Origin of the sequence: Actinopolymorpha alba DSM 45243 (assembly GCF_000373925.1) — a bacterium.
GTDB lineage: Bacteria > Actinomycetota > Actinomycetes > Propionibacteriales > Actinopolymorphaceae > Actinopolymorpha > Actinopolymorpha alba.
In genome coordinates this window covers 122,671-136,745 of sequence record NZ_KB892739.1, presented here as the reverse complement: position 1 = coordinate 136,745, position 14,075 = coordinate 122,671, and the positions used below count along the sequence as shown (strand labels likewise).

At 69.3% G+C, this 14,075-nt stretch carries 12 protein-coding genes; 5 read left to right on the top strand and 7 right to left on the bottom strand.

Annotation, left to right across the window (positions count from 1 at the left end; translation table 11 throughout):
* Positions 1–55: 55 nt before the first annotated feature.
* A complete protein-coding gene (locus B141_RS52715; protein WP_420313580.1) occupies positions 56–352 on the top strand; it encodes a hypothetical protein in 297 nt (98 codons plus the stop codon).
* A 195-nt stretch (positions 353–547) separates the two neighbouring features.
* Here B141_RS52715 and B141_RS39475 read toward each other — a convergent pair whose 3' ends face one another.
* Positions 548–1,966, bottom strand: coding sequence for a recombinase family protein (locus B141_RS39475; protein ID WP_020574589.1), 1,419 nt, complete (start codon positions 1,964–1,966; stop codon positions 548–550).
* Between B141_RS39475 and B141_RS0107755 the strand changes: the two genes are divergently transcribed.
* Together B141_RS0107755 and holA are read left to right on the top strand one after the other, a co-directional pair.
* On the top strand, positions 1,965–2,168 hold the full coding sequence (locus tag B141_RS0107755) for a ComEC/Rec2 family competence protein (RefSeq protein ID WP_020574588.1): 204 nt from the start codon (positions 1,965–1,967) through the stop codon (positions 2,166–2,168). The genes B141_RS39475 and B141_RS0107755 overlap by 2 nt on opposite strands.
* 102 nt (positions 2,169–2,270) lie before the next feature.
* Entirely contained in the window at positions 2,271–3,263 is a 993-nt protein-coding gene (gene holA, locus B141_RS0107750; protein ID WP_026257006.1) for a DNA polymerase III subunit delta, read from the top strand.
* A gap of 155 nt (positions 3,264–3,418) precedes the next feature.
* Here the strand turns inward: holA and rpsT are convergent, their stop codons facing one another.
* The 6 genes from rpsT to lanL form a co-directional block, all read right to left on the bottom strand.
* Positions 3,419–3,679, bottom strand: coding sequence for a 30S ribosomal protein S20 (gene rpsT, locus B141_RS0107745; protein ID WP_020574586.1), 261 nt, complete (start codon positions 3,677–3,679; stop codon positions 3,419–3,421).
* 138 nt (positions 3,680–3,817) lie between these two features.
* The gene (locus tag B141_RS0107740; RefSeq protein ID WP_157180865.1) at positions 3,818–4,483 is read right to left on the bottom strand and encodes a hypothetical protein; all 666 of its coding nucleotides are present in this window, start codon (positions 4,481–4,483) and stop codon (positions 3,818–3,820) included.
* Positions 4,480–5,436, bottom strand: a complete 957-nt coding sequence (locus B141_RS0107735; RefSeq protein ID WP_020574584.1) for a phosphotransferase family protein — start codon at positions 5,434–5,436, stop codon at positions 4,480–4,482. Before B141_RS0107735 ends, B141_RS0107740 begins: the two co-directional genes overlap by 4 nt.
* Before the next feature lie 139 nt (positions 5,437–5,575).
* Positions 5,576–5,707, bottom strand: coding sequence for a hypothetical protein (locus B141_RS52185; protein ID WP_020574583.1), 132 nt, complete (start codon positions 5,705–5,707; stop codon positions 5,576–5,578).
* On the bottom strand, positions 5,704–6,738 hold the full coding sequence (locus B141_RS0107725) for a hypothetical protein (protein WP_020574582.1): 1,035 nt from the start codon (positions 6,736–6,738) through the stop codon (positions 5,704–5,706). The genes B141_RS52185 and B141_RS0107725 overlap by 4 nt, the downstream gene beginning before the upstream one ends.
* Positions 6,732–9,782 (bottom strand): class IV lanthionine synthetase LanL, encoded by a 3,051-nt coding sequence (gene lanL / locus B141_RS39470; RefSeq protein WP_020574581.1) that lies wholly within the window; start codon positions 9,780–9,782, stop codon positions 6,732–6,734. Before lanL ends, B141_RS0107725 begins: the two co-directional genes overlap by 7 nt.
* Positions 9,783–9,977: 195 nt before the next feature.
* Between lanL and lepA the strand changes: the two genes are divergently transcribed.
* Both lepA and B141_RS0107710 read left to right on the top strand, forming a co-directional pair.
* Positions 9,978–11,933 carry a translation elongation factor 4 gene (gene lepA / locus B141_RS0107715; protein ID WP_157180870.1) on the top strand — a complete coding sequence of 652 codons (1,956 nt, stop codon included), beginning with the start codon at positions 9,978–9,980 and terminating at the stop codon, positions 11,931–11,933.
* Between the two features lie 243 nt (positions 11,934–12,176).
* Positions 12,177–14,036 carry an AMP-dependent synthetase/ligase gene (locus tag B141_RS0107710; RefSeq protein WP_020574579.1) on the top strand — a complete coding sequence of 620 codons (1,860 nt, stop codon included), beginning with the start codon at positions 12,177–12,179 and terminating at the stop codon, positions 14,034–14,036.
* Positions 14,037–14,075 lie beyond the last annotated feature (39 nt).

Sequence of the window (14,075 nt, the reverse complement as noted above, 5' to 3'; positions counted from 1 at the left end):
CAAACGCCTTAAAGAGTTGACGAAACCCGCCGTGCTCATCCTCGACGACTTCGCCATGCGCGAGCTCACCCCACCACAGGCCGATGACCTCTACGAACTCATCAGCGAACGCACCGCCAGCAGCAGCTCGATGATCCTTACCAGCAACAGGAAACCGAGCGACTGGTACCCGCTGTTCCCCCAACCCCGTCGTGGCCGAGTCACTGCTCGACCGACTCATCAACAACAGCCACCAGATCTTCATGAACGGAGCAAGCTACCGACCCAACAACAGACCCGGGCGTGTCGTCCCCACGTCCACCAGCAACACCTGACAGCATCAACCAACGCCAGGACCTGGGGAATAACTTGATCGCAGCCCAGGGGAATTACGTGATCGTTGACACTCAGCCGGTGCCGACAGCTGTGATCTCAGCATCGCTGCTCCCGACCGTGACCGTAACTGTGCCGCCTCTTCCGCCATTGCCGAGGCGGCTTCCCGCCGACGTCGCTGCCTACGCTGCGGCAGCTGCCAACGCTGATGCCAGATGTCCCGCACGGGGTGGAGCTACCGCCAGTTGATTCTGATGCGCTTAGGGTCGAAGAGTGACGAGGGGCGCGACGCCGGCAGGATCGTGATCCGCTCAATGAAGGCGCCGACATACTGCCGCTTGCGGGCTAACGGCGTGATCTCTTCGTCATCCCAGTTGGCCCGCACCGCGGCCGGGTCGTCGAGTTGAATCCCAAGCTGGGCAGTCTCCCGCGCGATCTCCACCTGCGTCGCCTGGATCCGCTCGCGGATGAGTCGAGAAGCATCGCGGAAGTCGACGGCCTCGGCGTCATCATCATCGGCGTACGCCAGCTTGAGCTTGTCGAGCTTGATTTGCTGTCGGTCGACGACCGCCTGCAACTCGCGGATCTTCGCAAGCCGTGGGTCCTCGACATCATCTGGCCCGAGTTCTGCATCCGCGATCTGTTCGATGTGCCGTAGCAGCAGTTCCACCACATGGGCCTCGGTGGGGATGCGTTTGATCACCACGCCGTTGCAGCCGCCGCTGACCTTCGGCGGGCAGATGTAGTTGGGTCGGCCGTTGTTGCCTTTGTGGCCGCGCATGTAGTGCTCGCACCGGCTGCAGATGGCGATGCCGGACAGCAGGAGGCGAGGCGGTCGGGTGAATGGTGTCTTCGCGGCGAGCGTCTCCCTCAGCCGGGTGTGCGTCTCCAAGTCGATGATGGCTGGCCAGGCGGCAGGTCCCACGATCTTTCGATGCCGTTCGACCTGGCCTGCGATGCGACCTGAGCGCAGCATCCAGGTCAGTGTCTGGAGAGTCCAGGCGTTGTTGGCGGTCGTGCGGAGTCCACGGTCGTTCCACTCGTGGACGATGGCGCTCCTGGATTCGCCGGTGAGGACACGTTTGGCGGCCTCGCGGATCAGTTCGGCCTCATCCTCGACGATGCTCATCCGGTCCTTGGTGTAGCCGAAAGGTCGGCTGCCCCCGCCGACGTGGGGGAGGCCCGCGGCGACGAGCTCGTCGACCTTGCGGAGGATTCGGCGCTGCTGCTGCTCGGTCTCGTGGCGGGCCACTGAGCCCTTGATGCGGGCCGTGAGTCGGCCCTGCGGGGTTCCGAGGTCGATCTCGCCGCCGACGGATGCAAGGGCGACCTGGTGGAGTTCGGCTAGGGCGATGAACTCTTCGAGCTCGGCCGGCTTGCGGACTAGGCGGTCAATGTCCCAGACGATCACGCCGTCGATCCGCCCGGTACGGATGTCCTCGAGCATCCGGTTGTACTCAGGGCGCGGTTTGCTCTTGGATGCGGAGACATCGTTGTCGGGGTAGACGTCGACGATCGTCCACCCGCGTCGTTCGGCGAGTGCCCTGCAGTCGGTTTCCTGGCGGGCGACGCCGAGGGCGCGGCCTTCACGGTCGTCGGAGATGCGCAGGTACAGGGCGGCGGATTTGGCTTCGATTTGTCCAGTTCCGACCATGGCGTCTTATGTTAAGCCACCTCACCACGGCTCCCGGTATCAGCATCCTGAGTTCCTGACCGCCGTTGGCGCCAGGATCGCGCTCGTCAGTGCGGGAGAGGACAACGACTACGGCCACCCGGCGCCCGCGACGATCAGCCTGCTCTCGTCGTCTGGTGCGGTTATCGGCCGGACCGACCAGGCAGGACCGCTGCGGTGGTGATCGACCGGCAGGGGCTCGGGCTGGTCGCCCGGTCCCGCGAATCCGCGTCGCCGGGCAGGTCGTCGTCCCGGCTTGTCCGTGGGACGTGGGATGCTGAGCCCGATGGCAACGAAGGCTCGTTCCGCACCCTCCGAGGGCGAAGCGCTCGGCGGAGTCACCCTCGTGCTGGGTCCCGAGGACCTCCTCGTCGACCGGGCGGTGGCTGCCGCGGTCGCCTCCGTCCGCGCCTCTGACCCCGATGCTGACCTCACGGAGTTGGAGGCTGCGAGCCTGGCTCCGGGAGCGCTGGCGGAGCTCACCAGCCCGTCCCTGTTCGCGTCCGCGAGAGCAGTGGTGGTGCGTGGTCTGGACACCCTTCCCGCTGAGGCGGCTGACGCAGTCCTCAGCTATGCCAAAGACCCTCAGCCCGACGTCGCCCTCGTTCTCACCCACCGTGGGGGACAGAAGGGCCGCGGACTCCTCGACAAGTTACGCAAGGCTCGCGTGCGCGTCGTCGCCTGCGAGGCGCTCAAGAGCTACGAGTTGCCAACGTTCGTCATCCGTGAGGCACGCGGCGCGGGTGGGCGGATCAGCGAGGAGGCCGCTCAGCTCCTGATCGAATCGGTGGGCAGCGACCTGCGGGCCCTCGCCGGAGCCGCATCGCAGTTGATCTCCGACGCGGGTGGGGTCATCACCGAGGAGGCGATCCGCGCCTACTTCGCCGGCCGTGCCGAGGTGACGAGCTTCGCGGTCGCCGACGCGGCGGTCACCGGGCGCACCGCACACGCGTTGGAGCAGTTGCGCTGGGCGCTGCGATCCGGCGTCGCACCCGTGTTGGTGACATCGGCGCTCGCCTCGGGGCTTCGTGGGCTCGCGAAGCTGGCGGGCGCTCCCCGCGGGCTCCGCGACGGCGACCTGGCGCGGGAGATCGGCGTACCCCCGTGGAAGGTCAAGACACTGCGCGGTCAGCTCCGCGGATGGAGCCAGGAGGGGCTCGCGACCGCTATCCAGGCGGTGGCGCGCGCCGACGCCGACGTCAAGGGCGGCGCCGATGACGCCGACTATGCCTTGGAACGCGCTGTGCTGGCGGTGAGCCGGGCCCGGTCAGAGGGCTGAGCTGGCACAAAGACTGAAGCAGCACAGAAGACTGAAGCAGCACCAGGAGGCAGCACCAGGGCTGAGACAGCACAAAGAGCTGCCCGGCCCGAAGGCCGAACAGCCCTGTGTCTTTGGAGCCTGTATCTCTGGAGGGGCGCGCTCGGCCTGAGGCCTTAGAGCGCGGAAGCCTTCCGGAAGATCGCGGACTTCCTGTTGGCCGCTTGGTTCTTGTGGATCACGCCCTTGGACGTCGCCTTGTCGAGCAAGCGGCCGGCCACGCGTGCGAGGTCCTGCGCCTTGGCGGCATCGCCAGCCTCGGCGGCCTCGCGGAAGTTGCGAATCGCCGTCCGCACGGACGACCGCACCGACTTGTTGCGGAGTCGGTGCTTTTCGTTCTGCTTGATCCGCTTGATCTGGGACTTGATGTTCGCCACGGAGCTAAGGCCTCGATCGCACGTCGTACGGGAATGGGAGTGTTTGCGTGCCTCGGAACTCTCAGCACGCGAAGAGAGAGCCTACCAGCCACCGGGACGAAGACCTAAATCCGCTACCGCCCGACCGGTGAACCAGCATCAACGGTGCCATACGGGACAGCCTCGCCGCACGGGGAGCTCTCCTGGCGTTCCGCGTGGTGCGGTCACTCGCGCGGGGGCACGAGCAGCGCCCACAGAAGCAGGCACGGCAACGGCAGCAGGAAGGCATGCCGCACCCGGGGAGTTGACCACGATGCGCTGGCTCGCCAGGGTGTCGGCGGTCCACCAGTCGCCGGGGTCACGGAGCACCCGCACGCTGGGGCCCACTGCCGCCCACCGCCGGTGGAGCTCCCGCGTGCTCGCGACCGTCCTCACCGCCGCCGGCGTCCCCTGTGGGCAGTCGAGTGTGTACACGTAATGGAAGGTCCGCCGCCCGGCGATGTCGCGATCGGTCACTGTGCAGGTGACGGTCTCGCCGACCTTCCCCAGTGCGTACGCGGGCACCAGTTCACGGATCGCGGGGGTCGCGAGCATGCCGGCGACCACCACGAACAACGCGAGGATGGTTCGACGGCCCCGGGTGAGGACGTACACCGCGTACCAGAGCGGAAAGGCGCACGGGATCGCCAGCACTCCCACCAGCGTGCCGAGCCACGACGGGATCAGCGTCGCGGCCACCGAGCCCACGCACAGGCCTGCACTACTCCCGGCGAGCACCCACCAGCCGACCCGCGGCGGCGGCAGTGACAGGCGGGCCGCGCTCACCCCACCCAGCCCCGCCGGACGGCGAGCCAGGACAGTGTGGCCTGCGCGCACCAGGCCTGGTGGGTACGCAGGTGCGGCGATCCGGACACCGCGGGCTGGAGGGACGCGCCGGTGAAGTAGCCGCTGAGACCGGCGAGCACGGCGTCCACCGCGTCAGGGTCGGCCCCGGCGCCGAGCGGGTGTACGGCGAACAACGCGTCCGCGTCGTACCCGTCTCCCCGCGCGGAGATCAGCAACGTCAGCAGGTCGAACCACGGGGCGCCGCGGCTCGGCCAGTTCCAGTCGCAGACCCAGACCCGTCCGTCGTCGCCGATGATCAGGTTGTCGTCACGGAGGTCGCAGTGCACCACGGCGTCCCCTCGCAGGCCGTCGAGCGCGCCGGACTCCAGCGCGGCGAGTTCGGCCACCTGACGGTCCGGATCAGGGAGTTCTGATCGGAGTTGGTCCCAGTAGCCGAAGTCCTCGCCCATCCAGTCCCGGATCTCGGGTACGACGAGGCCAGCCGGTGCCGGTGTCAGCGCCTGCGCCATGTCGGTCAGAGCGGTGAGGACGTCGGTGAGTTCACGCGGCTGCCATGGCCGCATGGGCGGACGGCCGGGTACGTCGTCGAAGCAGAGGACGACCCAACCGTCCTCCTCCAGCGTCCAGCGCAGGGCGGGCGCGGGAACGCCGGCCGGCAGCGATGGCACGGTGCGGGCCTCGACGCGGTAGGAGTCGGCGACCGACGGGCTGGCGGTCTCGGATGCGGCCTTGACGAACGCGCGCTGGCCCCTGCCGTAGACCAGGCGGGACGCGAACCCGGGCGTGAATCCGGAGCCTTGACTCGCGACGGCCACGACCTTGCCGCCCAGGCGTTCCTCGATCCGTGTCTGGATCGCCTCGGGGAGGTCGGGCCACAGGGGGCGTTGTGCGGTGGCGCCGTACGGAAGGTCCGGTGCGTGCGGAGCGGTCACCTGGCGATCCTGGCAGGCCGCCGCGGGTCGGTGTGGCGCCGGGTCAGGTGGGCCCGGCCCGATGCCTCAGCCAAACACCCAGCCAAGCACCCAGCCCAACGCCCCGGCTTCGGGCCGTCGTCGGCGACGGGCCGGGCACTCACCTGGTGGTGACGCTGAGCAGGCAGCTCGCCGCACAGGAGGCGGGGTCGCAGTAGTAGTCGGGCGGTCCCGTGGAGTCCACCTCGGGAAGCTGCTCGAGCGCGGCGACATCGAGCATGAGTTGGTTCATGGCAGTTCACCGGTCGGCTGCTGGCTGGCGGGATCGTCCGGCGGGACGAGCATGCGCACATTGCCCGGGGCGACCTCGGCGATCCCCGCCGGATGGTCAGGACCTGAGAACGGCACCCGCAGCCCGCGAGAGGTCCAGGATGCGGTCCCTCCGAGCGTCCCCGCCGGTAAGGGAAGGTTGACAGAGCTGTCGGTGTGGCGCCGGTAGAGCAGCAGTCCGGAACGCGCACCGTGGTCCAGGCGTACGGCGATCTGTTCTCCGGCTGGGTCGATCGCGAGCGGCCACGGGTTGTGCCGGGCCTGGAGGTCAGAAGGCCACTGCGGCTCGTCACCCTCCGCCTTGGCCCAACCGATCCGGCCGGACTTGTCCGCCACGACGAACAGCGTGGTTTCGGCCCCGCCACCAGCCGTGGTGTCGGTGAGCAGCAGCCGCAGGGACGGATTGGCCGGCCAGAGGGGTGCGAGGGAGCCGGTGTTCAGATCGATCGCGACGCAGCTGAGCCGGCCCTGGTGGGCGCGGTTGACGGCGAGGCGACCGGCGTTCCGGTCCAACCAGGTACCCCCGACCACCAGGCCAGGGATGGTGAGGAGGGGCTCGAGGGCGCCGCTCCGCACCCGCAGGAGCCAGAGGGTCGACGACGGGTCCGGCTGCGTGGTGATGACGAGCGCCAGAACGTCGTCGGCGGGATGGGGCAGGAGTTGGAGTCCGAGCGCCGGCACGGCGACCACCACGTGGGTCGCGTCGTTCGGCCGACCCAGCACGATCTCGTGCCGGTCGATCCTGGGGCGATGGAGGAGGACGGCCCCGTCGTCGAGTGGCAGCAGGCGGGTCTGTGAACCGCTGGGCGTCAGCCCGGGTACTGCCTCGGGTCGCGCCAGCGCATCGGCGGCACCGTCGTCCGCGCCGTCACTGTCAGGGGCTGGGGAGCGCAGCGACCAGCGTTCGACGTACCACGTCGACGGGTCGGTTGAGGTGACACATGCGGCGTAGTCGCCGCTCGGGGAGAACCGGAAGCTGGTACGTGTCAGCATGCCCGCGACCGTCCGAGGGTTTCGGTGAGGCAGGCGTCGACCATCCAGGGGCGTGGACCGCCGTAGGTGAACCGCTGCAGGAACGCGATGACGCCGGCCACCCCGGCCTGGTAGTCGGCGACGACCGCCTGCCCGCTCTCGTCGGGGATGAGTAGCCGGCCGTCCCGCCGGCAGTGGCGTACCGCCATCGCTTCGACGAGGTCGCCGGCCCAGCCGCGGTAGCTGTCCTCCGCGAGGAGTTCGGCGGCGTCGAGGAGGTACTGTCCGTCGCCGGCGAGCCCGTGGCAGGTGGCGGGAGCCGCCTGCCAGCGGGCCCGGTGCACCGCGACCGCGGCGGCCGCGGCATAGGCACCGAACGCCGGCACGTCGGTGACGGCGTACAGGCGGAGCAGGAACGTGCCTACACCGGACGCCCCGCTGCACCAGTGCGGCAACCGGCTGTGTGGTTCCGGCCCCACGCGGGCTCCGCCCGCCTGGGCCCACCCCCGCCTCTGTGGTTCCGCTCCTGCCCGGGCTTCGCCCGCCTGGCCCCACACCCGCGGCTGGTCGTCGGGGCCGACCGGCCACCAGGCCGCGCCGTGCGCGTCAGTGGTGGCGGTCCGGCACAGGGTGTGCCCGGCCTCGACGGCGAGGTCGAGGTAGGCCTGGGTACCCGTGGCCCGGCCGGCTGCCAGCAGGAAGTAGCCGATGCCGGCGACCCCGTGCGCGAAACCGTAATGGCGGGCGCCGGCCAGCCGGGACGGTGTGTCGGCGGGTATCGGCCACAGCGGCCCGAGGTCAGTCTTGTCAGCGGCCGCGACGACGGCGTCGGCGTACCCCTTCACCCGTTCGGCAAGCCGCGGGTCGCCGGTGTGGCGGGCCAGGTGGAGGTGCGCCAGGCCGGCGCCGGCGAGCCCGTGGGTGACGTCGGGGTTGGGCCACGCCACCGGAAGTGACAAGGCCAGGTTGACAGCTCGCGACACCAAATCGGGGTCCTGGAGGGCGCGGCCCGCGTCGGCGAGGGCCCAGGCCGTACCCGACCGGCCGAAATACAGGCCGGGTACTGCGCGGACCGGGTCGCGGGCGGGCTGGTGGGCGGCGAGCCACCCGGCCGCCCGCTGGATGGCGGCCCTCAGCGGGGTGGGATCGGTCACGTGGGGGAGAGCCTCGAGCAGGACCGCGAGGATTCCGGCCGCACCGTGCTGGACGTTGCCGGGATCGGTACGCCGGCCGAACGCGTGGGTGGGCCAGAGCCGCTCGGCGCTTCCCTCGTCCGGAGTCATGGTCGCGAGGAGGTAGTCGAGCCCGTCGGTCCACAGGCGCTCGGCCGAAGGTGGCGGGATCGGCGGGGCGAGGGCCGCGGCGGGAAGGGGCCGGCGGTCGGGGAGCGGCGTTGCACGGACTGCCGACCCGGCCCGCTGGCTGGCCACTTCGGCGAGCTCGGCGAGGTACTTCTCGACGCGGGTGAGGCTCCAGCGACGGTCCGGCGACATGGCCAGCAGTCCGAGGATGGGCGGCGTGAGAAGCCGGGCCGCCAGGTTGTCCCGCGCCACCACAAGCAGCCAGGAGGCGAGGCGGTCGGAGAGCGGCCGGTCCGCCGGTTGGTCGTCCGCGAGCACCGGATCGTTGGCAGTGGCCAGCAGGAACAACAACCCGCCGAGGCTCCACAGATCCTCGGTGAACGCCGCGGTCACCGGCTGGCGGGGGTGCTGGCTCTCCGGCGCCCGGTAGCCCGGCGTCCCGATGACGGGCGCTGGAACGCCCGCGGGCGCAGCCGCCTCGAGGTCGACGAGGGCGAGCCCGCCATTCGGTGCGACCAGGACGTTGCCGGGGCTGAGGTCGCGGAGGACGACACCGACGGAGTGCACGCCGGCCACGACCGCGACCAGGTGCCGCGCCATCGTCAGGATCTGACCGGTCGGGATCGTCGACGCGCCTCCGGTCGACGTCCGCACCCACCGGCGGAACGGCTGGCCGGCCAGGCGTTCCTCGGCGAGGAACGCGTCACCGTCCTGCTGGAAGAACTCCACCACCGCGGGTACCGGCACCTGCCCGGCCAGGCGGTGCAGCATCGCGGCCTCGTGGCGTAACCGGTCGCGAACGTCCGTCCCTCCCACGTCGGCCTCGACATAGGCACGGGCATGCTTCACGACCACCTCGATAGCCCGTTCGCGATCCGTGGCGAGGTAGATGCCGCCCTTGGGCGAGTGGCGGATCGCCTGGTGTACGACGAACCGCCCGCCGAGGAGCACCGCGTTCGACGTACGTGCCGTGGTGGCGATCGGGTGCTGGCCGCCGCCCGCCTGGCCTGGTGCGCCGGGCTGGCTCGCCGGACTCCGCGTACCCTCCGGGTCGGCGCCGAACGGCGACGGAGCCCAGGTGGGCGGGGTGAACCACGCCTCGCGCCGGTCCTCGAGGTGGCTGCCGTCGGGCGCGGTCAGCACGTACCGGCGGACTCCGTCGTCGTCGAGCCGATGCTCGCCGCCGAACCCGCCGTACCGGTAGTGGACGACGCTGCCGGGGCGGTACTGGCGGTCGGTGAGGATGCGTGGGCCGGTCAGCCCCTGCGTCGCGGCGTGGAGGTCGGCCGCGAGCCGCGGTGCCTGCGGATCGTCGTTCGGATAGACCGTGAGGAACTTGCCCGACTCGCCGCGCTCGCAGTCGCGGCTGGTCAGGCGACGGACCGCCTCGATGGTGGGCGCGAACTTGAACGCCACGCCGTACGCCCGAAGCACCGGAATCGCGCGGGCGAGCACCTGCGGCGCCGTCAGCGGTGTGGCCGACAGGTGCAGCTTCCAGCCCTGCGTCCGCTCAGGGCGGTCAGGTGGGCGGACGACGCACCAGCGGGGGCCGACCCGGAACTCCCACGTCCCTTCGGGAAGGAGCGCTCGCGCCTGCTCCGCCAGGTCGGGGTTCGCGCCAGCGGGTCTGTGCGAACTCCCGGCGTCATGCGCCTGGTCGGACGTGGCGGTTGGGTCGGACGTGGCTGGTTGGGCGGGTGAAACCTTCGTGCCGGCCGCTCGGCCGCCGGCCGCACGGACTGACGAGGACAGGTGTCCGCCCACAATTGACCCCCCTGCCAATGGTGCGGCTCACAATCAGTACGCATATCACTACCAACGGCGCAATGCGCTCTGCAAGACACGGCACGTGTCAACACGGCAACGGAACGGCCACATTCGCCTGAGTGCCTCATGCCGCTCGCTCTTGTGCCGGTCAGCGTTCGGCTGCCGGGCGGGGTGGTGGCGGCGCGTGGGATGATGAACGACGTTCCCCCGACCAGACCGAATGGATCATCCGTGCCCGTCGCTCCCGCATCCGCGCCGCAGCCCGGCCACACCGATCCGGCGCTGATCCGGAATTTCTGCGTCATTGCCCACATCGACCACGGCAAGTCGACGCTGGCCGACCGCATGCTCCAGCTCACCGGCGTCGTCGAGGAGCGGGCGATGCGGGCGCAGTACCTCGACCGGATGGACATCGAGCGCGAGCGCGGCATCACGATCAAGAGCCAGGCGGTCCGGTTGCCCTGGCAGGCCACCGCCGGCGCCGGCACGGGCGAGACGTACATCCTCAACCTCATCGACACCCCCGGCCACGTTGACTTCACCTACGAGGTGTCCCGGTCGCTGGCCGCCTGCGAGGGTGCGGTGCTGCTGGTCGACGCGGCGCAGGGCATCGAGGCGCAGACGCTCGCGAACCTCTACCTCGCCCTCGACGCCGACCTGCACATCATCCCGGTGCTCAACAAGATCGACCTGCCCTCGGCGCAGCCGGACAAGTACGCCGCCGAACTCGCCCACATCATCGGCTGCGACGTGAGCGACGTGCTCCGGGTCTCGGCCAAGACCGGTGAAGGGGTCGAGCATCTCCTCAACGAGATCGTCGCGCAGGTTCCGGCACCGCAGGGGGAGGCCGACGCCCCGGCGCGGGCGCTGATCTTCGACTCGGTCTACGACACCTACCGCGGCGTCGTGACCTACATCCGGGTCGTCGACGGCGCCATCGGCAACCGCCAGCGGGTGCTGATGATGTCGACCAAGGCGTCCCACGAGACCCTCGAGGTGGGCGTCATCTCACCGGAACCCACCCGGTCGGAGTCGATCAGCGTCGGCGAGGTCGGCTACATCATGACCGGGGTGAAGGAAGTCCGGCAGTCCCGCGTCGGTGACACAGTGACCCTCGCCGGCAACCGCGCGGAGACGCCACTCGCCGGCTACCGCCACCCCAACCCGATGGTTTACGCCGGGCTCTATCCGGTCGACGGCGACGACTATCCCGACCTGCGCGACGCGCTCGACAAACTGCAGCTCAACGACGCGGCGTTGCTGTACGAACCAGAAACCTCCGGTGCGCTCGGATTCGGCTTCCGCTGCGGGTTCCTCGGGTTGCTCCACATGGAGATCGTGCGCGAGCGCCTGGAACGCGAGTTCAACCTCGACCTCATCTCCACCGCACCGAATGTCGTCTACCGCGTCGTCATGGAAGACGGCGGTGAGGTTGTGGTGACCAACCCGAGCGAGTTCCCCGGCGGGACGGGCGCGCCGGTGCAGCAGTCGGGGATGCCCAAGGGCAAGATCGCGGAGGTGCACGAGCCCGTCGTACGCGCGACGATCCTGACGCCCGCCGACTTCATCGGCGCGGTGATGGAGCTGTGCCAGTCGCGGCGGGGCCAGCTGCAGGGTATGGACTACCTCTCCACCGACCGGGTCGAGATGCGTTACACACTGCCGCTCGCCGAGATCGTGTTCGACTTCTTCGACGCGCTGAAGAGCCGCACGCGTGGATACGCCTCGCTCGACTACGAACCCACCGGCGAGCAGGCGGCCGACCTGGTGAAGGTCGACATCCTGCTGCACGGTGACACGGTGGACGCGTTCAGCGCGATCGTGCACAAGGACAAGGCCTATTCGTACGGCGTCTCGATGGCGCAGAAGCTCAAGGAGCTCATCCCGCGCCAGCAGTTCGAGGTGCCCATCCAGGCGGCGATCGGGTCCCGGATCATCGCGCGGGAAAGCATCCGTGCCATCCGCAAGGACGTCCTCGCCAAGTGCTACGGCGGCGACATCACCCGTAAGCGCAAGCTTCTGGAAAAGCAGAAGGAAGGCAAGAAGCGGATGAAGATGGTCGGCCGGGTCGAGGTGCCGCAGGAAGCCTTCGTCGCCGCTCTGTCGACCACGGACTCTGGTCCCGGCCAGGGCGCCGGCAAGAAGTAGCCAGCGGATGCGGCGGTCACCACGCACGAACATGATCGGCGGCTGGGGCTGATCCGCCGCGCTGAGGGGCGCGGCCGCCGTAGGCTGGTGGCTGGCCGTTCCGTCGTGCCCGTCTGGCCCGCTGCGAAGGTTGTGGTCCCGGCCCGAGCACGGCGGAGTGTGTCGTTTCATGACGGTGAGGTCAATCCGTGCCGTACCCTTCGTCGCCATATACGAAGCAGCTCCTCGACGTGGAGGCTTGCGATGTCCAGTGACCTGATCTGGGGAACCAATCCTGGCCAGCCAGACCAGTCCAAGGTCGACACCAGGGCGTCCACCGTGGCGCAGATGGTCCTCGACCGGGTGGCGGCCACGCCTGATGCCGAGGCGTTCCGCCATCCCGTGGGCGACAAGAGCGACATCTGGGCATCCGTCACCTGGCGGGAGGCGGGCGAGCGTGTCCGCCTAATGGCGGCCGGCCTCATCGCGCTCGGCATCGCCCCAGAGCAGCGGGTCGCGATCGCGGCGAGCACGAGGTACGAATGGGTGCTCGGCGACCTCGCGATCATGTGTGCCGGTGCGGCGACGACGACGATCTACCCCACCACCACGTCAGCGGAAGTCGCGTACATCCTCGGCGACTCCCACAGCCGGATCGTGTTCGCCGAGAACGACGAGCAGGTCAAGAAGGTCCGCGAGCACCGGTCCGAACTCCCCGACCTCACGACGATCGTGACGTTCGACGGCGCCTCCGGCGAAGGGGACGACCTGCTCACTCTCGCGGATCTGGAGGACCGCGGCCGCAAGCATCTCGAGGCACACCCCACCGCGATCGAGGACGCGATCGCCGCGATCGGCCCCGAGAGCCTCGCGACCCTCATCTACACCTCCGGCACCACCGGCAAGCCCAAGGGCGTCCGGCTGGCCCACGACTGCTGGACCTACACGGGTGCAGCGATCGACGCGGTCAAGATCCTGAGCCAAGACGACCTGCAGTACCTCTGGCTGCCGCTGGCCCACTCGTTCGGCAAGGTGTTGTTGACAGCCCAGCTCCAGATCGGTTTCGCCACGGCTGTGGACGGTCGGGCCGACAAGATCGTCGAAAACCTGGCCGTCGTCCAGCCGACGTTCATGGGAGCGGCGCCCCGGATCTTCGAGAAGGCGCACGGCCGGATCGTGTCGACCGTCGAGCACGAGGGTGGTCTGAAGGCGCGGCTGTTCCGCTGGGCGTTCGGCGTCGGTCGTCAGGTCTCGGAGCTGCGCCAACAGGGCAAGGAGGCCACCGGCGCGCTCGCGCTGCGGTACAAGCTGGCCGACACGCTCGTCTTCAGCAAGATCCGGGCCCGCTTCGGCGGCCGGCTGCGGTTCTTCGTCTCGGGGGCCGCGGCGTTGAGCCCCGAACTCGCGGAGTGGTTCCACTGCGCCGGGATCCTCATCGTGGAGGGGTACGGCCTCACCGAGACGAGTGCGGCGACCTGTGTCAACCTGCCTGGACGCTTCCGCTTCGGCACGGTAGGTCCGGCGTTCCCCGGCACCCAGTTGCGGATCGCGCACGACGGTGAGGTGCTCGTGAAGGGGCCGGGTGTCATGCGCGGTTACCAGGGCCTCCCCGAGCTGACCGAGGAAGTCCTCGAACCTGACGGATGGTTCCACACCGGTGACATCGGCCAGATCGATGACGACTGCCTTCGCATCACCGACCGCAAGAAGGACCTCTTCAAGATGTCGGGCGGCAAGTACGTCGCACCGCAGCTGATCGAGACAATGTTCAAGGCGATCTGCCCCTACGCCAGCCAGATCCTGGTCCACGGCGAGGGCCGCAACTTCGCCTCGGCCCTGGTGACCCTTGATGTCGACGCGATCGTCGGGTGGGCGCGCGAGGTCGGGCTCGGTGGCCGACCGTACGACGAGATCGTCACCTCCGACGCGGCCCGCCAGATGGTGCAGGGCTACATCGACGAGCTGAACTCCAAGCTCAACCGCTGGGAGACGATCAAGAAGTTCACCGTCCTCGACCACGACCTGTCCGTCGACGACGGCGAGATGACCCCGAGCATGAAGGTCAGGCGCAAGGTCGTCGAGACCAGGTACGCCGATCTGCTGGACAGCTTCTACACCACCTGAGCCGGCAGGTCGGACGCTCCGCCGGCGTCCTTGCTGGCA

Excerpts from the sequence above, each read along its gene's own strand:
- B141_RS52715 (WP_420313580.1), top strand. The coding sequence starts at position 56 with ATGCGCGAGCTCACCCCACCACAGGCCGATGACCTCTACGAACTCATC.
- B141_RS0107755 (WP_020574588.1), top strand. The coding sequence starts at position 1,965 with ATGGCGTCTTATGTTAAGCCACCTCACCACGGCTCCCGGTATCAGCAT.
- B141_RS39475 (WP_020574589.1), bottom strand. The coding sequence starts at position 1,966 with ATGGTCGGAACTGGACAAATCGAAGCCAAATCCGCCGCCCTGTACCTG.
- holA (WP_026257006.1), top strand. The coding sequence starts at position 2,271 with ATGGCAACGAAGGCTCGTTCCGCACCCTCCGAGGGCGAAGCGCTCGGC.
- B141_RS52185 (WP_020574583.1), bottom strand. The coding sequence starts at position 5,707 with ATGAACCAACTCATGCTCGATGTCGCCGCGCTCGAGCAGCTTCCCGAG.
- B141_RS0107725 (WP_020574582.1), bottom strand. The coding sequence starts at position 6,738 with ATGCTGACACGTACCAGCTTCCGGTTCTCCCCGAGCGGCGACTACGCC.
- lepA (WP_157180870.1), top strand. The coding sequence starts at position 9,978 with ATGAACGACGTTCCCCCGACCAGACCGAATGGATCATCCGTGCCCGTC.
- B141_RS0107710 (WP_020574579.1), top strand. The coding sequence starts at position 12,177 with ATGTCCAGTGACCTGATCTGGGGAACCAATCCTGGCCAGCCAGACCAG.